Annotated in this window: 21 protein-coding genes; 9 read left to right on the top strand and 12 right to left on the bottom strand. The window is 69.0% G+C overall.

The features are described 5' to 3' along the window. Nucleotides 1-66 precede the first annotated feature (66 nt). Nucleotides 67-753, bottom strand: a complete 687-nt coding sequence (locus tag QH270_RS32090; RefSeq protein WP_280348299.1) for a ZIP family metal transporter — start codon at nucleotides 751-753, stop codon at nucleotides 67-69. Between the two features lie 68 nt (nucleotides 754-821). Between QH270_RS32090 and QH270_RS32085 the strand changes: the two genes are divergently transcribed. Next, nucleotides 822-1,604 (top strand): alpha/beta fold hydrolase, encoded by a 783-nt coding sequence (locus QH270_RS32085; RefSeq protein WP_280348297.1) that lies wholly within the window; start codon nucleotides 822-824, stop codon nucleotides 1,602-1,604. Here QH270_RS32085 and QH270_RS32080 read toward each other — a convergent pair. Further along, nucleotides 1,584-2,552, bottom strand: a complete 969-nt coding sequence (locus QH270_RS32080) for an SMP-30/gluconolactonase/LRE family protein (protein WP_280348296.1) — start codon at nucleotides 2,550-2,552, stop codon at nucleotides 1,584-1,586. The two genes, QH270_RS32085 and QH270_RS32080, sit on opposite strands and share 21 nt — an antisense overlap. 114 nt (nucleotides 2,553-2,666) lie before the next feature. On the opposite strand from QH270_RS32080, the gene QH270_RS32075 reads away from it, so the two are divergent. Next, nucleotides 2,667-3,116: a MarR family winged helix-turn-helix transcriptional regulator gene (locus tag QH270_RS32075; protein ID WP_280348295.1), complete on the top strand. Its 450-nt coding sequence runs from the start codon at nucleotides 2,667-2,669 to the stop codon at nucleotides 3,114-3,116. Nucleotides 3,117-3,171: 55 nt separating this feature from the next. On the opposite strand, the gene QH270_RS32070 is transcribed toward QH270_RS32075, so the two are convergent. The 3 genes from QH270_RS32070 to QH270_RS32060 form a co-directional block, all read right to left on the bottom strand. Beyond that, complete coding sequence (locus QH270_RS32070) at nucleotides 3,172-3,624, bottom strand: SRPBCC family protein (protein WP_280348293.1); 453 nt, start codon at nucleotides 3,622-3,624, stop codon at nucleotides 3,172-3,174. Nucleotides 3,625-3,720: 96 nt separating this feature from the next. Next, nucleotides 3,721-4,164, bottom strand: a complete 444-nt coding sequence (locus QH270_RS32065; RefSeq protein WP_280348291.1) for an ADP-ribosylglycohydrolase family protein — start codon at nucleotides 4,162-4,164, stop codon at nucleotides 3,721-3,723. Between the two features lie 40 nt (nucleotides 4,165-4,204). Continuing rightward, nucleotides 4,205-4,366 (bottom strand): ADP-ribosylglycohydrolase family protein, encoded by a 162-nt coding sequence (locus QH270_RS32060; RefSeq protein WP_280348289.1) that lies wholly within the window; start codon nucleotides 4,364-4,366, stop codon nucleotides 4,205-4,207. A 162-nt stretch (nucleotides 4,367-4,528) separates the two neighbouring features. On the opposite strand from QH270_RS32060, the gene QH270_RS32055 reads away from it, so the two are divergent. The 3 genes from QH270_RS32055 to QH270_RS32045 all read left to right on the top strand — a co-directional run bounded on the left by QH270_RS32055 (nucleotide 4,529) and on the right by QH270_RS32045 (nucleotide 6,257). Next, nucleotides 4,529-4,651: a hypothetical protein gene (locus QH270_RS32055; protein WP_261774368.1), complete on the top strand. Its 123-nt coding sequence runs from the start codon at nucleotides 4,529-4,531 to the stop codon at nucleotides 4,649-4,651. 104 nt (nucleotides 4,652-4,755) lie between these two features. Beyond that, nucleotides 4,756-5,388 carry a TetR/AcrR family transcriptional regulator gene (locus QH270_RS32050; RefSeq protein ID WP_244198361.1) on the top strand — a complete coding sequence of 211 codons (633 nt, stop codon included), beginning with the start codon at nucleotides 4,756-4,758 and terminating at the stop codon, nucleotides 5,386-5,388. After that, nucleotides 5,388-6,257, top strand: a complete 870-nt coding sequence (locus QH270_RS32045) for an alpha/beta hydrolase family protein (RefSeq protein WP_280348287.1) — start codon at nucleotides 5,388-5,390, stop codon at nucleotides 6,255-6,257. The genes QH270_RS32050 and QH270_RS32045 overlap by 1 nt, the downstream gene beginning before the upstream one ends. A gap of 4 nt (nucleotides 6,258-6,261) precedes the next feature. Here the strand turns inward: QH270_RS32045 and QH270_RS32040 are convergent, their stop codons facing one another. Next, nucleotides 6,262-8,322, bottom strand: coding sequence for a prolyl oligopeptidase family serine peptidase (locus QH270_RS32040; RefSeq protein ID WP_280348285.1), 2,061 nt, complete (start codon nucleotides 8,320-8,322; stop codon nucleotides 6,262-6,264). A gap of 33 nt (nucleotides 8,323-8,355) precedes the next feature. Continuing rightward, entirely contained in the window at nucleotides 8,356-8,886 is a 531-nt protein-coding gene (locus QH270_RS32035) for an AMIN-like domain-containing (lipo)protein (protein WP_280348283.1), read from the bottom strand. Between the two features lie 137 nt (nucleotides 8,887-9,023). Here QH270_RS32035 and QH270_RS32030 point away from each other — a divergent pair, with 137 nt between their 5' ends. Further along, nucleotides 9,024-9,998, top strand: a complete 975-nt coding sequence (locus QH270_RS32030; protein ID WP_280348301.1) for a dipeptidase — start codon at nucleotides 9,024-9,026, stop codon at nucleotides 9,996-9,998. Between the two features lie 5 nt (nucleotides 9,999-10,003). Here QH270_RS32030 and QH270_RS32025 read toward each other — a convergent pair whose 3' ends face one another. Both QH270_RS32025 and QH270_RS32020 read right to left on the bottom strand, forming a co-directional pair. Then, nucleotides 10,004-10,660, bottom strand: a complete 657-nt coding sequence (locus QH270_RS32025) for a response regulator transcription factor (protein WP_280348281.1) — start codon at nucleotides 10,658-10,660, stop codon at nucleotides 10,004-10,006. Then, nucleotides 10,657-11,751 carry a sensor histidine kinase gene (locus tag QH270_RS32020; protein WP_280348279.1) on the bottom strand — a complete coding sequence of 365 codons (1,095 nt, stop codon included), beginning with the start codon at nucleotides 11,749-11,751 and terminating at the stop codon, nucleotides 10,657-10,659. The genes QH270_RS32025 and QH270_RS32020 overlap by 4 nt, the downstream gene beginning before the upstream one ends. Nucleotides 11,752-11,964: 213 nt before the next feature. Here QH270_RS32020 and QH270_RS32015 point away from each other — a divergent pair, with 213 nt between their 5' ends. Then, nucleotides 11,965-12,318, top strand: coding sequence for a DUF6223 family protein (locus tag QH270_RS32015; RefSeq protein WP_280348277.1), 354 nt, complete (start codon nucleotides 11,965-11,967; stop codon nucleotides 12,316-12,318). Nucleotides 12,319-12,568: 250 nt separating this feature from the next. On the opposite strand, the gene QH270_RS32010 is transcribed toward QH270_RS32015, so the two are convergent. Together QH270_RS32010 and QH270_RS32005 are read right to left on the bottom strand one after the other, a co-directional pair. Further along, nucleotides 12,569-13,267, bottom strand: a complete 699-nt coding sequence (locus tag QH270_RS32010) for a YczE/YyaS/YitT family protein (protein WP_280348275.1) — start codon at nucleotides 13,265-13,267, stop codon at nucleotides 12,569-12,571. 31 nt (nucleotides 13,268-13,298) lie between these two features. Continuing rightward, nucleotides 13,299-15,041, bottom strand: a complete 1,743-nt coding sequence (locus QH270_RS32005; RefSeq protein ID WP_280348273.1) for an adenine deaminase C-terminal domain-containing protein — start codon at nucleotides 15,039-15,041, stop codon at nucleotides 13,299-13,301. 133 nt (nucleotides 15,042-15,174) lie between these two features. Here QH270_RS32005 and QH270_RS32000 point away from each other — a divergent pair, with 133 nt between their 5' ends. Next, a complete protein-coding gene (locus QH270_RS32000) occupies nucleotides 15,175-16,086 on the top strand; it encodes a LysR family transcriptional regulator (RefSeq protein ID WP_280348271.1) in 912 nt (303 codons plus the stop codon). A gap of 117 nt (nucleotides 16,087-16,203) precedes the next feature. Here the strand turns inward: QH270_RS32000 and QH270_RS31995 are convergent, their stop codons facing one another. Next, nucleotides 16,204-17,370, bottom strand: a complete 1,167-nt coding sequence (locus QH270_RS31995; RefSeq protein WP_280348269.1) for an AraC family transcriptional regulator — start codon at nucleotides 17,368-17,370, stop codon at nucleotides 16,204-16,206. Between the two features lie 117 nt (nucleotides 17,371-17,487). On the opposite strand from QH270_RS31995, the gene lpdA reads away from it, so the two are divergent. Beyond that, nucleotides 17,488-18,891, top strand: coding sequence for a dihydrolipoyl dehydrogenase (gene lpdA / locus QH270_RS31990; RefSeq protein ID WP_280348267.1), 1,404 nt, complete (start codon nucleotides 17,488-17,490; stop codon nucleotides 18,889-18,891). Nucleotides 18,892-19,092 lie beyond the last annotated feature (201 nt).

Genomic DNA, 19,092 nt, shown 5'->3' with positions numbered 1-19,092 from the left:
GCCTCGCGCACCGCAGACTCGTACCGCGCATGATGACGCGCGCGCGACGCCGCATGACCCGCTGACTCACCCCAGCGCGAAGGCGACGAAGAACCCCGCGGCCGTGGCGATCCCCACCCACCAGCCGCCCTCGCGGTAGGCCTCGGGAATGAGCGAATCGGCCAGCACGGCGATCGTCGCCCCACCGGCGAAGGCTTGCACGGCGCCGATCGCGGTGGGTGAGATGTCCTCGGCGAGAACATGTCCCAGCACGGTGACCAGCACGAGGACCGCGCCGGTGATCGCCCACAACGCGAAGATGCGGCCCGTGCCGAAGGAGTGCCGGTCGCGCATCAGGGTCGCGCCGCTGAGCGCCTCGGGCACATTGCCCGCCGCGATCGCGACCACCAGCACCACGCCGCCGCCACCCGAGAGCGAGACGCCGAGCGCGGTGTTCTCCGGGATGCCGTCGAGGACCGTGCCGAGCAGCAGCGCCCAGCCGATCGCGGCGGCGCCGAGCTTCTCCTCGATGAAATAGTTGGCGACGACATACACCCCCGCGCCGAGGAACAGCGCGGCACCGGCGACGAGCGCGCCGTGCTCACGGAACGCGGGCTCGAACAGTTCCTCCGAGACCGCCGCGATCATGGTGCCCGCGCCGAACGCCATCAGGGCGCCGAGCACGGGTTTCGGCAGCGACCACCGCAAGCCGATCGCGACGCCGATCAACAGGGGAACCACAGCGCCGAGGCCGTACAGCAGGGCGGTGACCATGAGCGACAGCCTAGATCCGGGTCGCGGCGCCGGCCCGCGGACGCGCGTTAGGGTGAATTGTGCTGTTTGTGGACGAAGGTGAACCGAGCGCTCCGGCGATCGTCTGCGTCCACGGCATCCCCGGCTCGGTCGACTGGTTCGCCGGCGTCGCCGAACGGCTCGCGCGCTCGTTCCGGGTGATCCGCGTCGACGTGCGCGACCAGGGCGCCGACTCGGGCGATTTCGACGCCGCGTCGCGCACCACGCCGATCGCGGCGCTGCTGGCGGAACTCGATCTGGACGATGTGACGGTCGTCGGGCATTCCTTCGGCGCCGAGATCGCCCTCGAGCTCGCGACGACGACCTCGCGGGTGGGGCGGGTGGTGCTGGTCGGCCAGGCGCCGGACTATCGCGCCGCGAACATCCCGGCGGCCGCCCGCTGGGTGGTCCGCCCGTCGACGGTGCGGTTGGCGCAGCGCTTCACTCCCGGCGTGGTGATCCGGCTGGCCAATCGCGGTGTCTTCGCGCCGCGGTTCCGCTACGACTCGGCGCCCGGTCTGGCCGACGCCGTGGTCCGCGATTTCCGCGCTGCCGTCCCCGCCGCGATGGCCTACGCGGTGAGCGGCCGGGCCGACGACCTCGCCGCGCACCCGCTCGACGAGCGCGTGGCCGCCCTCGACCTGCCCGTCCTGGCGATCCACGGCCGACACGATCACCTCTACGACAGCACCGCCACGCTCGCCAGATTCGCCGCGGCGGGGGCGCGGACCCATCTGGTCGAGCACGCGGGACATTCCCCGCAGGTCGAGCAGCCGGACGAATTCGTCACGGTACTCGAGGATTTCGTGCGCTCAGAGCCCGTCGACCGCTGACACCACGAAGGTCCCCGGCTTCGCCTCCCCGCCCATCGGCCCGCCCTTGTCGAACTGGGACGACACGATCAGCGCCCGGTCTCCGCTGTGCGCCATCGTGGTGGGGATACTCAACGCGGGATCGTGGAATTCGCGCTCCCGCGTCGCCGTGGCGCCGTCATCGGTGATCTTCCAGCGGCTGATGGTGTTGTCGGTGTTGTGGACCACCCACAGGGTGTCGCCGCGCAATTCCATGCCGTCGCCGTGGCGCACATCGCCGCCGCTCAACGCGACCTCGCGGATCGGCTCGCCACCGGAAAGATCGATGCGGTACAGCTCGCCCGCCGACATCGCGACGACCAGCAGGTACCGACCGGCTTCGTCGGCCACGATGCCGTTGAGTTCGAAGACCTGCGGAGCGCGCGGACCGAGCGTGGGTGCCAGGTCGAAGGCGACGGTCAATTCGCCTCGGCCCGTGGCGATCCGGTCGGCATCGGCTCGGTAGACGACATTGCGCACGCTGTCGGTGAGGTAGGCGCTGCCGTCCGCGCCGAAGGCGAGATCGTTGACGAAGCGCGGATCCGCGCCGGGCACATCGTATCTGGCGAGCAGCGCGCGAGAACCGGTGTCGTACACCATGACTCCCGCGGTCGAGTCGATGACCCACAGCCTGCCCGCGCGGTCGACGCGCAGGCCGTTGGTGGTCTTGCGGCCATCGGCTCCGGCGGGCAGGAACACCTCGGCGCGGGTCGCGGCGCCGGTGGCCCGGTACACGGTGCCGTCGGCGTAGGAGCCGACGTAGCTGTCGCCGGTGCGGGCGTCCACCGCGATGCCCTCGGGGTAGACGGCGGCGCCGGGGAGTTCGTAGGCGGTGCTCAGGGTGGGGGTGGCGGCGGGGGCGTCGGTACCGCAGGCGGTGACGGCCAGGCAGGCGATGGCCGTGACGAGGGTCGTACCTGTCCTGATCATAATGAAGCCTCTCGTTCATGTAATGCCAGACATCAAGCGACGAGCAGAAATGTAGATTAGAACTCTAATGATCGTCAAGAGTCTTGCTTCGAGTCGGGCGGATACCATGCCCCCATGACGTCCATGCCCTCGACCGAGAGGCTGGGCACGTTTCTCAAGCGTGCCGAGCAAGCGATGATCGCGGCGAAAACAGCCGCGCTCAAACCGGCCGGGCTGACGGTTCCGCAGTTCAGCGCGCTGATGTATCTCGCCGAGAACCCCGGCATCTCGGCCGCTGCCCTGGCCCGGCTGGCAGGGGTGACGCCGCCGACCATGAACACCGTCCTGACCAATCTGCAGGAGCGCGGCCTGGTCGAGCGCTCACCGCACGAATGGCACAGGAACGTGCTCGAGACGCGGCTGACGGAGGCGGGCAAGGAGCTGACCGCGGCGGCCGACGCGCGCGCGATCGCGGTGGAGCGCGCCGCCGCCGACCGTTTCACCGCCGACGAGTTCGCCACCTTGACCGCGCTGCTGGCGCGGACCGCGCAGGCGTTCGAGGAGATCAGGCAGGATCTGCCCTAGAAACGGCGAGAGCCCGCCGGACGGATCCGGCGGGCTCTCGGTGTTGTCGATCGGGTCAGCTCTCCGCGGCGACCTTCACCTTGCGCAGGGTCTCCTGCATGCCCGCGACCAGGTCGGCCTCGAACTTCTCCTCGCCACCCATCGCCACCTTGATGGCCCCACGCAGCCACCCGGGCAGGCCCTTGGCGTCGACGGTGCGGGTCTCCACCACGCGCGTGCCGGTGGCGGTCGGCTCGAGGTCGTAGCGCCAGACGGTGCGGTTCTCGTTCATCCGGAACGCGAAGGAACGGTTCGGCTCGAAGGTCACGATGCGCGAGGTGGTCGGGTAGATCTTCCAGCCCACCTTGTTGACGTTGACGGTGAACGCACCGTCGCGCACGCCGCCGAGCGGAATCATCTTGAGCGTCGTCGGGCTGAGTTCGGAGACGCGACGGAGATCGGCCAGGATCGACCACACCTTCTCCGGCGCGGCGGCGATATCGATGCTGGCTTCGAGATTGTTAGGCAACAGTGCCTCCGGGATGCGTGTGACGGTCGGTCGCGGTAAGCATAGGCGTGCCCGACCGGTGGTTCCCTCCGCCCGTGGTCGGATTTCACCTCCCCGTCAACCCCACGTCGGCAGGTCCTCCCGCGCGGTCAGCCATGCGTGCGGCACCCCGTCGCCGCCGACCCCGGTCCGCGCGGCCACGATCCCGCCGACGATGGCGGCCGTGGTGTCCGCGTCCCCGCCGGCCTCGACGCAGGCCGTGATCGCGCGCGGATAGTCGTCGAGGAAGCTCGCCGCCGCCCACAGCGTGAACGGGACGGTGTCCTGCGCGCTGACCCGCGCCCCGTTGCCGAGCTCGTAGGCGGCCTCGGCCACCGATCGTCCGAGCATCACCCGCGCCCGTCGGATCCCGCGCGCGGTCCGCCCCTCGATCAGATAGGGCTCCACCGCGTCGAACAGTTCCCCCGGCGCGCAGGAGCGCCCGCGGGAGTCCGCGGCATGGCTCGCCGCGACGGCGACAGCCATCGCCCCGACGATCGCCTCCGCGTTGGCGTGCGTCACCTCGGCCGACGTCGCCGCCTCTGCCGCCGCGCGGTCGAGGTCAGGCTATTTCGGTGTCATCGGTCCATTCCCATGGGCCCGCGGGTGGACGGCCCGCCAGAAGTTCCGGAACCGAGCGGCCCGGTACGAAGAACTGTGCCCCCAGTGCGTCACCCACCGACAGTCCGTCGAGGCTGTCGTTCGCGATATCGATCGTCGTCATGTGGCTGCCATCCTGCCGAGTCGCGTCGGACGCGCGCAAGCGGCAAGAAAGTTCTAGGGAATTCCTTTAAAACGGCCTCACTTCACTTTGGGGCTGAGTATCGTCCGAGATGGCAAATGGCCAGTGACGGCGACGTCACAAAGCATCAACTGGAGTTGCACCATGCTTTACTACATCACCGAAAACAACAGTGGCAGCAGTGGCGACGGCGGCATCCTGAGCCTGCTGCTCGGCCTGCTCAGCAGCTCGATGAGCACCGGCTCGGCGCAGACCTCGGGCAACTGAGCAGACACCAGCCAACTTTCGGCTAACGCGCGGTAAGCCGGGAGGGCAGCCGAAGGGCCCGATCCATGACGAGGGGATCGGGCCCTTCGGTATTGTCAGCGACAATGTCACAGGATGCGAATACGGGACGAATGTATGCCGGGCAGCCCGTAGAGGACCGGCAACGCCAGCGGCGTGCGCGTTTTCTGGAGTCAGGCCTGACGGTCTTCGCGCGCGACGGGTACGCCAACAGCTCGGTCGGTGCCATCTGCAAGGACGCCGGGCTCTCGTCTCGGCAGTTCTACGAGGAGTTCACCGGCCGCGAATCGCTGCTGTTGGAACTGTACGAGCAGATCGACCGGCAATCGCGCGAAGCGGTCGCCACCGCCCTCGAGGCGAAGTCCGACGCCACCGTGCTCGAGTCCATCGACGCGGCCGTGCGCGCCTACGTCGAGACCATCGGCACCGATCCGCGCAAGGCGCGGGTGGCCCTGGTCGAGGTCGTCGGCGCGGGCCCCAAGGTGGAGAAGTACCGGCTCGAACTGCGCCGGGTGTGGGGCTCGCTACTGGCCAGCGCCGCCGAGGACGCGGCCATGCACGGCGAGATCCCCGCGGGCGACTACGAATTGCGGGTGCTGGCGATCATCGGCGCGGTGAACTACGTGGTCGACGGCTGGAGCGGCTCGGACCCGCGGCCACCGCTCGACGACGTGATCCAGGTGCTGAGCCGGGTGATCCTCGGTGCGGTAGGGGCCTGATGCCCCGGGTCGAGCTCGTCCCGATCCAGGTCCCCGACGGCACGACCCTGCCGGTACGGCTGATCCCCGCCCGCGGCCCGCATCGCCATACCGTCACCCCCGACGCGCCACGACCCGTGGTGGTCATCGTGCCCGGCCTCGCCGTGCCCGGCGAGTTCTACGAGTACTTCGGCGACCGCCTGGCCCAGCGCGGCTTCGACGTGGCCATCGGCGAACTGCGCGGCAACGGCGACAGCACCCACCGACCCGACGCCGAGAGCGCCTACGGCTACCACGAACTGGCGTCCGTCGACTTCCCCGCCATCCTCCAGGCGGTGCGCGACCGGTTCCCCGGCAGTACCCCCTACCTGCTCGGTCACAGCATGGGCGGCCAGCTCGCGGTCATGTACGCGGCCAGGGCGCGCGGCCGCATCGCCGGGCTGATCCTGATCGCCTCCGGTACACCGTATTTCCGCGGCTATCGCGGCGTGCTCGCGCCGGGCATGCTGGTCGGCACGGCGGCGGTGGCGGTCGCCTCCAATCTGGCCGGGTTCTGGCCGGGCGACATGCTCGGCCGCCGGGCGTTCGGCAGGCAGTCCAAAGTGCTCATGTCGGACTGGGCCCGCTTGGCCAGGACCGGGCGGTTCGTGCCGGTCGGCGCCGATATCGACTACGAGGAACGGATCTCGCGGCTGAAGTTCCCGATCCTGTCGATCACCATCGCCGGTGACGAGCTGGCGCCGCAGTCCTCGGCCGACCACCTGCTCGGCAAACTGCCGGCCGCGCAGGTGACCAGGTGGTTCCAGCCGGAGGCCCTCGGGCACAACGGCTGGATCACCAACCCGGACACCACCGTCGACGCGGTCGAGAAGTGGCTGCGCGACCGCTGAGCCCCTACGCCGAGCGTCGCCCTTCCATCAGCATCTGCGTGAAGAACTCGTAGACCAGCGCCGACAGGTGCGCGGCCTGCTTGTTGTCGGCCGCGCCGCCGTGTCCGCCCTCGATGTTCTCGTAGTACCAGACGGTGCGGTTCTCCGATTCCAGCAGCGCCGCCATCTTCCGCGCGTGCCCCGGATGCACCCGGTCGTCACGGGTGGAGGTGGCGAGCAGGATCGGCGGGTACTGCCTGCCGGGATCGGTGTTCTGATAGGGCGAGTACTCGCTGATGTAGGCCCATTCCTCCGGCTTGTCCGGGTCGCCGTACTCGGCGATCCAGGACGCGCCCGCCAGGAGCAGGTGGTAGCGCCGCATGTCCAGCAGCGGCACCTGGCAGACGATCGCGCCGAACAGTTCCGGGTAGCGGGTGAGCATCACGCCCATCAGCAGTCCGCCGTTGCTGCCGCCCTTGGCGCCGAGCCGGTCCGGGGTGGTGATGCCCCGGTCCACGAGGTCCCGTGCGATCGCGGCGAAGTCCTCGAACGCGCGGTGCCGGTGCTCTTTCAATGCGGCCGTGTGCCATTCGGGCCCGTATTCACCGCCGCCGCGGATATTGGCCATCACGAAGGTGCCACCCTTCTCCAGCCAGCCCATGCCCGCCGCGCCCAGATACGCCGGGGTCCGCGAGATCTCGAATCCGCCGTAGCCGTCCATGATGGTCGGGCCGGGCGTGCCCTTGCGGTCACGGTGGCGAATCACGAAGTAGGGCACGGCCGTTCCGTCATCGGAGGTGGCGAAGAACTGCTCCGCCTCGATGCCTTCGGCGTCGAAATAGCCGGGCGCCTGCTTGAGCACCGTGGCCGACTCGCCGATCGCACTGCTGAGCAGCGTCGTCGGTGTGGTGAAACCCGTGGTGGTGAGCATGAATTCGTCGCCACCCTCGAGCGGGTCGAGATTGTTCACCGAGGTGTTCGACATGGCGGGCGAGTCGGCGAGTTCTGTGCTGGACCAGCCGTCGGGACCGGGGGTGAGCACGCGCAGTCCCGTCTGCACATCGCGCAGGGTGGTGAGGATCAGGTGGTTCTCGGTCCAGCCCCACGATTCCAGCGACGTATGCGGATCGGGTGCGAACAGCACCTCGAATTCCCGTCCACCGGCGAGGAAGTCGTTGATATCGGTGACCAGCAGGCTGCCCGGTGCGAACGTGGTTTCGCCCGGTGTCCATTCGGTCTTCAGACGCACCAGCAGCCAGTCGCGGTACCAGTCGACGTCGGCGTCGGTGGGGGTCTCGATCAGTCGCCACTCGCCGTCGTCGAGGAGGGAGACCTCGGAGTTGTAGAAGTCGGTCGAGCGGTGCAGGTAGTGCCGCTCGTAGCCCGGGTGACGGTCGTAGCCCGCGCTGATCGAGACATCACTCGGCTTGCCCTCGAACACCGTTTCGGCGGCGGCGAGTTCGGTGCCGCGCCGCCACCGCTTGGCGATGCGCGGATACCCGGAGTCGGTGAGCGAACCCGGGCCGAAATCGGTGCCAACGTAGACGGTGTCGGCGTCGATCCACCCGATCCGCGACTTGGCTTCCGGGAGGAAGAACCCGCCGTCCGCGGGTTCGATGAATTGCCTTGTGGTCATATCGAATTCGCGCTCGACGGTGGCGTCGGCGCCACCTCGCGAGAGGTGGATGATCGCGCGTTCCTGCGATGGACGCAGCACCGCGGCGCCCGACCACACCCAGTTCTCCCCGTCCGCCTCGGCGAGCGCGTCGACGTCGATCAGCACATCCCACTCGGGATCATCGGTGGCGTAGGACTCGAACGTGGTCCGCCGCCACAGCCCGCGCGGATGCTCGGCGTCGCGCCAGAAGTTGTAGAGCCACTGCCCGCGCCGCCCCGGGTAGGCGATCTTGGTGTCGTCGTCGAGCATCGCGAGCACGCGCCGCTCGAGTTCGGCGAACCGGTCGGTCGCCGCGAACCGGCGCCGCACCACGTCGTTGCGGGCTCGCGCCCAGTCCAGCGCCGCCTCGGCGGTCACGTCCTCGAGCCAGAGATAGGGATCGGTCACGTTCTGCTCAACGCCGCTCATCCCCACATTGTTGCCGATGTGGGCAAACGGCGGTCACCAGTGGTGCGCGACGTCTATCACCACGCGGGAAGGGTGGTCGAGGGTGAACACCCGGAAGGGGAGGCGGGCGCGGACGCCGAGGCCGAGGGAGGACTGGCCTTCGAACGAGACGGCCCAGGCGACCTGACGGAAGGTCTGGTAGCCGGTGACGTCGACGAGTTCGGTGCGATCGGCGGGCCGGTAGGTCATCTCGCCCGCGTCGTCGTAGGCGGGAGCGTTCACGGTGACTTGCAGGAACGCGCCGCCGCGCAGGGGGACGGGGTGGCCGGAGCCGTCCTCGGTGACGGTGTCGACGTAGCGGACCAGGTAGCCCGCCGAGGGGCCGGCCAGGTCGACGACCAGGCGGTCGAAGCAGTCGTGACGGCCCGCGCGCACGTCGGTGACGGTGGCCCGCGAGTAGGCCGGGTTCTTCTCGTCGAGCGAGCCCCAGGTGAGGTCGCAGGCGGACGGGGCGGCCGCGGCGGGGATCGTCCACAGGCCCGCGCAGGCCACGATCGTAGTGAGGAGGATGAGGAAGCGACGCATGTCGCACCGCCTTACTTGGCAGTGGGAGGAAGGTACTGATTGATCGGAGGCCGCTGGTAGCGCGTTAGCGTCGCTGCGGTTCCGGTCGGGCCGCGAAACGTAGGATCGCAGGTCACGAACAATGACCGGAGGTGACCATGGCGCCGTTCCTGTGGGAGCAGCACTGCTGCCTGCCGTTGCATCACACCGCGCGCATCGACGAGCTCGCCCGGTATCCGCTCGGCTCGTACCTGTCGGTCAACGTGGGGTATTCGGCGCAGACCAAGGCGGATTCACTGGCCCTGCTGCACCGCTTCCGGGCCGACGCGAGTGCCGACCCGCGCTTCCGGCTCGTCGCCGAAACGGCGGATATCGGTGCGCCCGAGGTGATCTCGCTGGCCTTCGACCTGGAGGACTCCGCTCCGCTCGACGGCGACCTCGACAATGTCGAACTGTTCCACGGCCTCGGCGTGCGCTCGCTGCTGCCCACCTACAACCACGCCAACCCGGCGGGCTGTGGTTGCCTGGACACCGATGACACCGGCCTCACCGAATACGGAAAAGACCTGGTGCGCAAGCTGAACGAGGTCGGCGTGTTCGCCGACGGCTCGCACTGCTCCCGCCGTACCGGCCTCGACATCGCCACGCACACCCGCGCCCCGATGATCTACAGTCACTCCAATTTCTCCGCCCTGTGGGAACATCCGCGCAATATCACCGACGAGCAGGCCCGCGCCTGTGCCGCGACGGGCGGTGTGATCGGTATCAACGGCGTCGGAATCTTCCTGGGGCACAATGAGCCCGGCGCGCGGGCCGAACGCGTCGCGGCCATGGCCGACCACATCCGATACGGTGTCGACCTGGTCGGCATCGAGCACATCGGCGTCAGCTCGGATTACTCCTTCGACGGCGAGGAGTTCAACGAGGAGATCCGCGCGAACCCCGGCGCGTTCTCGGAGTCCTACACCCGGTGGGGGCCGCTGCACTGGACGCCGCCCGAGGATTTCCTCGGCCTCTCCGATGTGCCCGGTCTGGACGACCTGCTCGCCGATCGCGGATTCACCGTCGACGAGCGGGCCGCGATCTTCGGCGGCAACTTCGCCAGGGTGGCGAGCCAGGTCTGGCGGCGGTAGCCCGTTCAGCCGGGCGTTACCAGGCCCGATTCGTAGGCGAAGACCACCAGTTGCGCCCGGTCGCGGGCGTGCAGCTTGGTCATGGCCCGGTTGAGGTGGGTCTTGGCCGTGTGCGGGCTGATCACCATCCGCGCGGCGATCTCGTCGTTGGACAGGCCCCGCGCCGCGAGCGCGACGGCCTCGCGTTCGCGCGTCGTCAGCTCGTCGAGCCCGGGGCCGGGTGCCCGCACGCGCGGCTGGGCGACGAAGCGCGCGATCAGACGGCGGGTGATCGACGGCGCGAGCAGGGCGTCACCCCGGGCGGCCACCCGGATGGCGTGCAGGAAGTCCTCGGCTTCGATGTCCTTGACGAGGAAGCCGGCCGCACCGGCGCGCAGCGCGTCGAAGACGTATTCGTCCAGGCCGTAGTTGGTCAGGATGACTACGTGCACGTCGGTGAGTTCGGGGTCGGCGGCGATGCGCCGGGTCGCCTCGATGCCGTCGAGGACCGGCATCTGGATGTCGATGAGCGCGATGTCGGGCCGGTGCCGCCGAGCCAGCTCCACGCCGGCGCGGCCGTCGGCGGCCTCGGCGACCACCTCGATGTCGTCCTCGATGTCGAGCAGGGCGCGGAACCCGCTGCGGATGAGCGGTTGGTCGTCGACGAGCAGGACGCGAATCATCGCCGCTCCAAGGGTAATTCGGCATGGACGGCGAAGCCGCCCCCGGCTCGGGGTGCGGCTCGCAGGTGGCCGCCGAGCGCCGTGACCCGTTCGCGCATGCCGAGCAGCCCGACCCCCGGGGTCGGCGGCGCGTCGGTGGTGGCCCTGCCGTCGTCGACGATGTCGACGGTGAGGGCGTCGCGGCCGCGGTCGATGCGCACCGTGGCGGTCGCGGCGTCGGCGTGCCTGGCGATATTGGTGAGCGACTCCTGCACGACGCGGTAGACGGTCCGGCTGACCGCGGCGGGCACGTCGGTGTGGTCGCCCGCCACGGTCAGCGTGGTGTCGATGCCCGCGGCGAGGGCCTTGTCCACGAGGTCGGTGACGTGCGCGAGGCCGGGGCGCGGCGCTTCGTCGTCGCGCAGGGCGGCCAGCGTCGCCCGCAGGTCGCGGGCCGCCTCGCGCCCGGCTTCCCGGATAGCCAGCAGCGCGGGCGGTACCTCCTCGCCGCGCTTGCGCGCCACGTGGACGGCGGCCTCGGACTGCACCTTGATCACGGAGATCTGGTGGGTAAGCGAATCGTGCAGTTCCCTGGCGATGTGCAGACGCTCCTCGTCGGCGCGGCGCCGCGCGGCCTCCTCCCTGGTGCGCTCGGCCTCGTCGGCGCGCCGCTCGGCCTGCCGCAGCGCCTCCCCGGCCGCGCCCGCGGCGATCAGCCAGGCCAGCTCGAGCGCGTCGCGGCCGCGAGCCAGCGCCGCCCCGGTGTCGTCCAGGGTGACCAGCGCGGCCAGCGGGAGCGCGGCGATGAGCGCCACCGCCGCAAGGACGACGACCAGATGATGTCCGGCCCGAACCGCGAAGTACACCGCGAACAGGAACGCGATGACCGGGACGTCGAAGCCGAGCGCCTGGTAGCCGACTGCGCACAGTCCGGTGACCAGCAGGACCGCGACCGGCGCCCGCCGTCGCTCCGCCAGCGCGAGGCCCCCGGCCACGAGCAGCGCGTAGCCGAGCCAGCCGGGTCCGATGTGCTCCCGGCCGAGCCCGGTGACCAGCAGGACCGCCGCCACACCGACGGCGACCACCCAGTCGGTGATCCGTGCCCTGCTCATCTGTGCACAGTAGCCCGCCGCGGGCACGGCCGAATCCCGCACGGGGATGATCCCGCGACTACCACGAACGCGGTACACAACGGCCGCCTACCACACTCGGGGTAGCGGCTACTGCCGCCGGAGCAGCGCGAATTGTCCACGTGCGCACGATGTCCCGGGCCTTCGAGGCGCCGATGATCGACAGCGTCAAGTCCTCCGACGAAGGAGCCCGCCATGCCACTCCACCTCCTCTCCCTCGCGAATACCGCCGCCGCACCGGCCACCGCCGCCGACGTCTACGACCTGAGCGCGGGCCGGCTCGGCGCCTCCTCGGCCGCCGTCCTCGGCCTCGCCGGAGTGATCGTCGGCGGACTGGCCCTGGCCCGCTCCGGCACCGCGACCCGCGCCACCATCGCCCTGCTCGCAGGGCTGCTCGCCCTGGGTGTCGGCACGGTCGTCGCGGTCACCGCCGACGGCGGTCTCGGCACCGGCAACGGACTCGGTGGCGCCTTCGTCGCCATCCTGGTCGGCGCGATCGCGACGGCTCTGGGCGGCCTGGCCCTCCGCCGCGCCCGCCGGGTGGGCTAGCGGACCTTGCCGAACCGGTGTCCGCCGCGTCACCGGGTCGACGGCCGAGAGAGGCCACCGCTCGACGACGCTCACGGACGGCGAGCTGAGGTGGGCGGGGCGGCGATGGCCGATCACGCCAGGCGGACCAGCATCTTGCCGGTATTGGCGCCGGTGATCACCACGCTATGGCCGCCGCGAGCGCGTGCCCAGGTCCGCGCACGCCACCGCCCGGTCCATTCACGACAGGACCGGGCGGCAGCGGTGCGAACTAGTCGGCGACGGGCACCGGCTGCGCAGAGCGCCTACGCGCCACGAACTTCTCGTACAGGAAGAAGTACCCCTTCACGTACTGCCCGACGAGGATCGCGTTGATGATCGTGCCCTCGCGGATGAAATGCGGTGCGCCGAGGAAGAACAGCCCGATACACGCCGACAGCGCGAGCAGCGTGCAGTCGAACACCGTCTTGATGTTGCCCCACTTGCGTCCGGTCTTCTGCTGGATCGTGTTCACGAACAGGTCGATCGGCATCAGGATCAGATTCGCGCGGATCATCAGGAACAACCCGAGCGCCAGCATCGCGTCGGCGAAGACCAGCAGCACCAGGTTGGCCGCGTACGGCTCCAGGTGTATCCACTCGGTGACCCACAGGTTGAAGTCCAGCAGCAGTGCGAGGACCAGTGCCGGAATCATCGAGAGGAAATAGCTGGCCTTGAATGCCTTCGGCCGGACCAGGAAAGTCAGGCCGAGCATGATGACCTCGAGGATGAGGTTGTAGTTGCCCTGACTGAGCGGGGTGAACACCAGCGTCATCGTGCGGGTGAGGCTGCTCTGCGGGGAGATCCCGATTCCCGCCCTGATGGCCAGGCTGAGGCCGAGGGTGAGGATGTAGATCCCGGCGACGTAGGTGATCCAGCGGCGCACCTTGTTTCCGTTGTCGATGACTGCCGCGTTCTTGTCGTGCTGCATAACGGTGGATCCCTTGCTCTGGTAGCCGAGGCTATTTCATGAAGCCGAAGCGGTCGAGCGAGATGAACAGCGTCAGCAGCTTGTTGACCACCGGCTCACCCTCGTTGTGATGGCCCAGCTTCGCCAGGGCGTCATCGATCGAGCGGGTCGCCTCGACGAGCTCGGCGAGGTCCATGTCGGCCATCACGCCGTAGAAGTCCAGCGGCAGCACCGCCCTCACCTCGCCGTCCTCGGTGACCACACAGCCGCCGACGAGGCGGTCGAGTTCGCGCAGGTTGGCGCACATCTCGGTGCTGTCGGAGCCGACGACCACGAAGTAGGCCGAGGGCGCGGGCCAGAAGGTGGCGACCGCGCCGCGATCGATCGAGACGCCCTTGAACAGCCCGTTCACCGTGTGCCGCGCGCCGTCGGCGTAGCGCTGCACGACCGAGATCCGGTTGAGCCGCACCCCGTCGAGCTCGGGGACCACCGCGCCGTCGCGCACCGGCACCCACACCTCCTGCGCGAACTTGAGGTGGCCGCGTCCGTACACGTCGAAGAGCAAGACCTTGGCCCGCGTGCCGTCGGCGGAAAGCTCGAGCGGGGTGAGATCGAGTTGCTCGGGCCGCAGGTCGTCGAGGCCGGGCCGGGGCCGCTTGGCCAGCACCGAATAGTCGATGCCGACCGGTTCGAGCAGCCGCCGGTCCTTGGCGACCAGCTTGCCGCCCTTGAACACATAGCGCGGGTTGATCTTCGAGAGGCTGTCGGTGAGCACGATGTCGGCGAAACGGCCGGGGCTCAGCGAGCCGAGGTCGCGGTCCTTGTGGAACGAGCGCGCGGCATACAGCGTGCCCATCTTGATCGCCTGGATCGGCGGCATACCCATCTCGACGGCCAGCGAGATCACCCAGTCGATATGGCCCTGCCGCAGCACCCGGTCCACCGAGATGTTGTCGGCGCAGAGCTGGAAGTTCTCGGCGGGCCAGCGCCGTTTCACGATGGCGCGCAACATGGTTCGGATCACCTCGGGGCTGCCGACGCCGAATTTGATCTGGGTGTTCAGGCCGTAACGGATGCTCTTCTCGATATCGGCTTCGTTCCAGACGTCGTGGTTGTTGTCGACGCCGATCGCCGGCATGTAATTCAGCAACATGTCCGACAGCGAGGTGACACCCCAGTGGCAGTTCACGAATCCCGCGTTCGCCCGCCCCAGTGCGGATTTGCGGAAGTCGTCGGCATCGCCGGTCATGTACGACAGGTGCGCGAGTTCGCCGAGGCCGATCACCGGGTCCATGGCGAGCATCGCCTCGGTGATTTCCGGTGCGGACTTCTTGCCGGGGGCGAAGGCGTAGAGCCGGTACGGGAGTTTGTGGTGCTCGGCGAACAGGGCGCGCGCGGCCTCGACCGCCTCCGCGCCCGCCGCGCTGGCGAAATCGAGGGTTTCGCCGAAGACGGTGGTCGTGCCGCTCGGCACGATCGCCTCGCCGAAGGCCGCCGGGTGCGCGAGCTGGGATTCGAAGTGCAGGTGCGCATCGATGAGTCCGGGAATCGCGTAAAGGCCCTCGCCGTCGAAGGATTCGCGGTAGCGCACGATGGATTCATCCGGACTCAGCGCGATGATGCGCTCGTTGTGCACCAGAAGTGTTCCCGGATAAACATTTTCGCTGTGCACGTCGAGAATGTGCAGATTGCGCAGCAGCAGGTCGGCTTCCTGCTCGCCCTCCAGGATGGCGAAGATCGTGCGGACGTGCTGGTCCTGGGTGGAAACCTCGGTGGTCGAATTCTGTGCGGGCATTGCGGACCTCATCTCGATATGCGCTGTCGCTGAGCGTGTATCGATTGGACGCGATCGGCACCGTTGCCCACAAGCATTCGTTTTCGCACAAGGTGTACACAATTTTCGTACACTCTGCCGAGGAGGTGGCGCGGTGCTCCATTCACGATTGCTGCAGTACATCGACGAGGTGGCCCGCCTCGGGTCCATCCGGGCCGCCGGCGCTCGGTTGCACGTCGCGCCGTCGGCCATCAACCGGCAGATCCTGCTGCTCGAGGCCGAGCTCGAGCAGTCGCTGTTCGAGCGGCTGCCCCGTGGGATGCGCCTGACCCCGGCGGGCGAGGCGCTCGTCGCGCACATCCGCCAGACGCTGCGGCAATACCGGGAGACCGTGGCCGACATCCGCGATCTGCGCGCGCTCGGCAGCGGCGAGGTCGTCATCGCCACCATGACCGGTCTGGCGAGCAGCGTCGTCGCCACCGCGGCGTCGACGTTTCGGGCCCGGCATCCCCAGGTCCGGATCTCGATTCGCACCATGTCGACCCTCGATATCGTCGCCGCGATCGAGAACAGCGAGGCCGATCTCGGGCTCGGCTTCAATATCCCGTCCTCGACGCAACTCGAGGTGTGCTGGCAGATGAACACCCGGCTCGGAGTCGTTGTCTCCCCGCATCATCCGCTGGCACCGAGGGAGACCGTTCCGCTCGCCCAGTGCACGCCGTTTCCGCTGATCTTCGCCGACCGGTCCATGGTGATCCACGGAATCGTCGCCGAGGCCTTCACCAAGGCGGGGCTCGATATCCAGCCGGCGTTCCACACCAATTCGATCGAGACGATGAAACGACTCGCGATGTCCGGCGAGGCCATCGCCTTCCTCAGCGAATTCGACATCGCCGAGGAACTCCGCGACGGTCGCCTGGTCTTCCGGCCCGTGCGTGACGCGTTCAGCGTCAACATCATCTCCCTCGTGCGCCGCGAGAAGCACGCTCACGGCCTCGCCGGCCTCCTGCTCGCCGACGAGATCGGTACCACCCTGCGCCCCGCCGAGCCACGCCAGACGTCCTGAGCCGGCGATCCCGGTAGCGGTGCGAAACCATGAATTCCGCCGCCTTCACCCGCTCGTCGCGGGTTCGCCAGCGCCGACGCAGAGTTGCCGGCCGGAGCGCTGGGCAGCGCGTCGTCGCTAGCCGCGGGCGGCGGTGGGTGGGGTCCCGGTCCAGCGGTGAAAGGCCTTGCGGAGGGCTCGGTCGTCGGTGAAGGCCAGGCGGTGCGCGATGGTCGACGTGCTGTGCCCCTGGGCCAGAAGGTCTTTCGCGCGCTCGTAGCGGATGGCGTCGAGTTCCGCGCGCCACGTCGTGCCGTGCTCGGCGAGGTGGCGTTGCAGGGTGCGCTCGCTCATGGCGAGGGACTTCGCGACTCGGGTCAGGGCCGGATCGCCCGCGTCGACGGCGGCGGCCAGGGCGAGGCGGAAGGGGTCGAGCGGGTCGGCGACCGGGCGCGCGGAGGCGAGGACCAGTTCGGCGTGGCTGCGCATCAGGTTGGCCAGCACGGGATCGGCGCGGGGGAGCGGGGCACGGGCGTCGTCGGCGTGGAAGGTGATGGCGTCGTCGGCGGCGTCGAATTCGATGCTGTCGGTGCCGAATACGGCGATCAGTCCGCTGCGGTCGGCGGGCGCGGGGTGCCCGAACGTGACCCGCGTCGGCACCAGCGGGCGGCCGGTGGCCTCGCGGGCGCGGCGCAGGTAATAGGCGAGCACGTACTCGTTGACCACCGAAGCGACGGCGGGATCGTCGGCCGTGGTGCGGTAGCCGATCGTGAGGTCGCTCTCGCCGGACAGGTCGAAGCCCTCGGCGGCCGCGGTCACCAGCCGGTGGTACGGCTGGGCCGCGCGCAGTGAATCCGCCAGCGAGGCGCCGGTGGTGACGAGATAGTCCCAGGTGTCGAGCGTGCCCAGCGGTGCGGCGGCGGCGATCGCGGCGCCCGAACCCGCGCCGGGTCGGGCCTGCGCGATCAGCTCCCACAGCGTGAGCAGCGAACGCATCGGCAGCCGGTTCAGCTCGCCACCGAGCACCACCTCGTCGGTGCCGGGCACCCGCGCGAGCTGCGCGGAATCGACCCCGGCGTCCCGCGCGGCGCGCACCAGCAGCCGCATCAGCTGGACCGAGACCGTGCCGTCGAGCCGTCGGCCCAGGCCTGGCTCCGTGCGCCCGACGTGTTCGCCCGCGACCGCGCCCGGCTCCGCGCGCCCTCGACCGCCGTGATCGTCGACTGCCGCACCGACCTCCCGCTCGCTCTCGATCGGGTGCTCCGGCAGGACCCGCGCGCGCGGTGGGACTCGGCGGGCGCTCACCCCGCAGACACTACCGATCGGTCACTTCGGCGGCACCCGTCGCGCGGGCCCCGGACGGTCTCACCTAAGTGGGGGACGGGTGGGTGAACTCCCCGAAACAGAGTTAGGCTCGGGGTCGTGACTTCCCACTACGATGTCGTCGTTCTCGGCGCTGGTCCCGGCGGATACGTCGCCGCGATCCGTGCCGCTCAACTCGGCCTGCGAACAGCGATTGTCGAGCAGAAATACTGGGGTGGCGTGTGCCTGAACGTGGGCTGCATCCCGTCCAAGGCACTGCTGCGCAACGCCGAGCTGGCCCATATCTTCCACAAGGAGGCCAAGACCTTCGGCATCTCCGGTGAGGTCAGCTTCGACTTCGGCGCCGCCTTCGATCGCAGCCGCAAGGTGGCCGACGGGCGCGTCAAGGGCGTGCACTTCCTGATGAAGAAGAACAAGATCGACGAGTTCGACGGTCTCGGTAGCTTCACCGGCCCGAACTCCCTCGATGTTGCCCTCACCAAGGGCGGCACCGAGTCGATCACGTTCGACAACGTCATCATCGCCACCGGCACCACCACCAAGCTGCTGCCGGGCACCCAGCTCTCGGCCAACGTGGTCACCTACGAGGAGCAGATCCTCACCCGCGACCTGCCCGGCTCGATCCTGATCGTCGGCGCGGGCGCCATCGGCATGGAGTTCGCCTACGTCCTCAAGAACTACGGCGTGGACGTGCGGATCGTGGAGTTCCTCGATCGCGCGCTGCCGAACGAGGACGTCGACGTCTCCAAGGAGATCACCAAGCAGTACAAGAAGCTCGGCATCACCATCACCACCGGTGCGGCCGTGCAGACGATCGACGACGACGGCTCCAAGGTCACCGTCCAGATCAAGGACAACAAGTCCGGTGCGGTCGAGACCGTCACCGTCGACAAGGTGCTGCAGGCCGTCGGCTTCGCGCCCCGCATCGACGGCTACGGCCTGGAGAACACCGGCGTCGCGCTCACCGACCGCGGCGCCATCGCGATCGACGACTACATGCGCACCAACGTGCCGCACATCTATGCGATCGGCGACGTCACCGCCAAGCTGCAGCTGGCGCACGTGGCCGAGGCGCAGGGCGTCGTCGCGGCCGAGACCATCGGCGGCGCGGAGACCATGCCGCTGGGCGACTACCGGATGATGCCGCGCGCCACCTTCTGCCAGCCGCAGGTCGCCAGCTTCGGTCTCACCGAGCAGCAGGCCCGCGACGAGGGCTACGACGTGAAGGTCGCGACCTTCCCGTTCACCGCCAACGGCAAGGCGCACGGCCTGGCCGACCCCACCGGTTTCGTGAAGCTGATCGCCGACAACACCCACGGCGAACTGCTCGGCGGCCACCTCATCGGCCCCGACGTCTCCGAGCTGCTGCCGGAGCTGACCCTGGCCCAGAAGTGGGACCTCACGGTCAACGAGCTCGCGCGCAACGTGCACACCCATCCGACGCTGTCGGAGGCACTCCAGGAAGCGATCCACGGCCTCGCCGGCCACATGATCAACTTCTGATTCCACGCGGACACGAGGGGCGGGGGCCCGGCGGCCGCCCCCCCCGCGGGTGCGCGCGGGGGGTTTTTAAACAAAGTCGCGGCCGCCGCACAGCAACAGCGCGGCATCTCTCGCAGAAGCCGGTCGTGGTGATCGGCCCGGATCATCTGTTCGGCCATACCATTTGGCCCGAATAGTTCACACCAGGCCAGGTTGGAGCGA

The organism is Nocardia neocaledoniensis (assembly GCF_029868625.1).
GTDB classification, from domain to species: Bacteria; Actinomycetota; Actinomycetes; order Mycobacteriales; family Mycobacteriaceae; genus Nocardia; species Nocardia neocaledoniensis_A.
Note: the sequence above shows the minus strand (reverse complement) of the source record. Positions and strands in the feature narration are given on the sequence as shown.

Bases quoted from the DNA above. Each gene is read 5' to 3' on its own strand.
- QH270_RS32040 (WP_280348285.1), bottom strand. From the start codon at position 8,322: ATGAGCGGCGTTGAGCAGAACGTGACCGATCCCTATCTCTGGCTCGAG.
- QH270_RS32090 (WP_280348299.1), bottom strand. From the start codon at position 753: ATGGTCACCGCCCTGCTGTACGGCCTCGGCGCTGTGGTTCCCCTGTTG.
- QH270_RS32075 (WP_280348295.1), top strand. From the start codon at position 2,667: ATGACGTCCATGCCCTCGACCGAGAGGCTGGGCACGTTTCTCAAGCGT.
- QH270_RS32015 (WP_280348277.1), top strand. From the start codon at position 11,965: ATGCCACTCCACCTCCTCTCCCTCGCGAATACCGCCGCCGCACCGGCC.
- QH270_RS32025 (WP_280348281.1), bottom strand. From the start codon at position 10,660: ATGATTCGCGTCCTGCTCGTCGACGACCAACCGCTCATCCGCAGCGGG.
- QH270_RS32060 (WP_280348289.1), bottom strand. From the start codon at position 4,366: ATGACGACGATCGATATCGCGAACGACAGCCTCGACGGACTGTCGGTG.
- QH270_RS32020 (WP_280348279.1), bottom strand. From the start codon at position 11,751: ATGAGCAGGGCACGGATCACCGACTGGGTGGTCGCCGTCGGTGTGGCG.
- QH270_RS32035 (WP_280348283.1), bottom strand. From the start codon at position 8,886: ATGCGTCGCTTCCTCATCCTCCTCACTACGATCGTGGCCTGCGCGGGC.
- QH270_RS32045 (WP_280348287.1), top strand. From the start codon at position 5,388: ATGCCCCGGGTCGAGCTCGTCCCGATCCAGGTCCCCGACGGCACGACC.
- QH270_RS32055 (WP_261774368.1), top strand. From the start codon at position 4,529: ATGCTTTACTACATCACCGAAAACAACAGTGGCAGCAGTGGCGACGGC.
- QH270_RS32030 (WP_280348301.1), top strand. From the start codon at position 9,024: ATGGCGCCGTTCCTGTGGGAGCAGCACTGCTGCCTGCCGTTGCATCAC.
- QH270_RS32080 (WP_280348296.1), bottom strand. From the start codon at position 2,552: ATGATCAGGACAGGTACGACCCTCGTCACGGCCATCGCCTGCCTGGCC.
- QH270_RS32050 (WP_244198361.1), top strand. From the start codon at position 4,756: ATGTCACAGGATGCGAATACGGGACGAATGTATGCCGGGCAGCCCGTA.
- QH270_RS32005 (WP_280348273.1), bottom strand. From the start codon at position 15,041: ATGCCCGCACAGAATTCGACCACCGAGGTTTCCACCCAGGACCAGCAC.
- QH270_RS32010 (WP_280348275.1), bottom strand. From the start codon at position 13,267: ATGCAGCACGACAAGAACGCGGCAGTCATCGACAACGGAAACAAGGTG.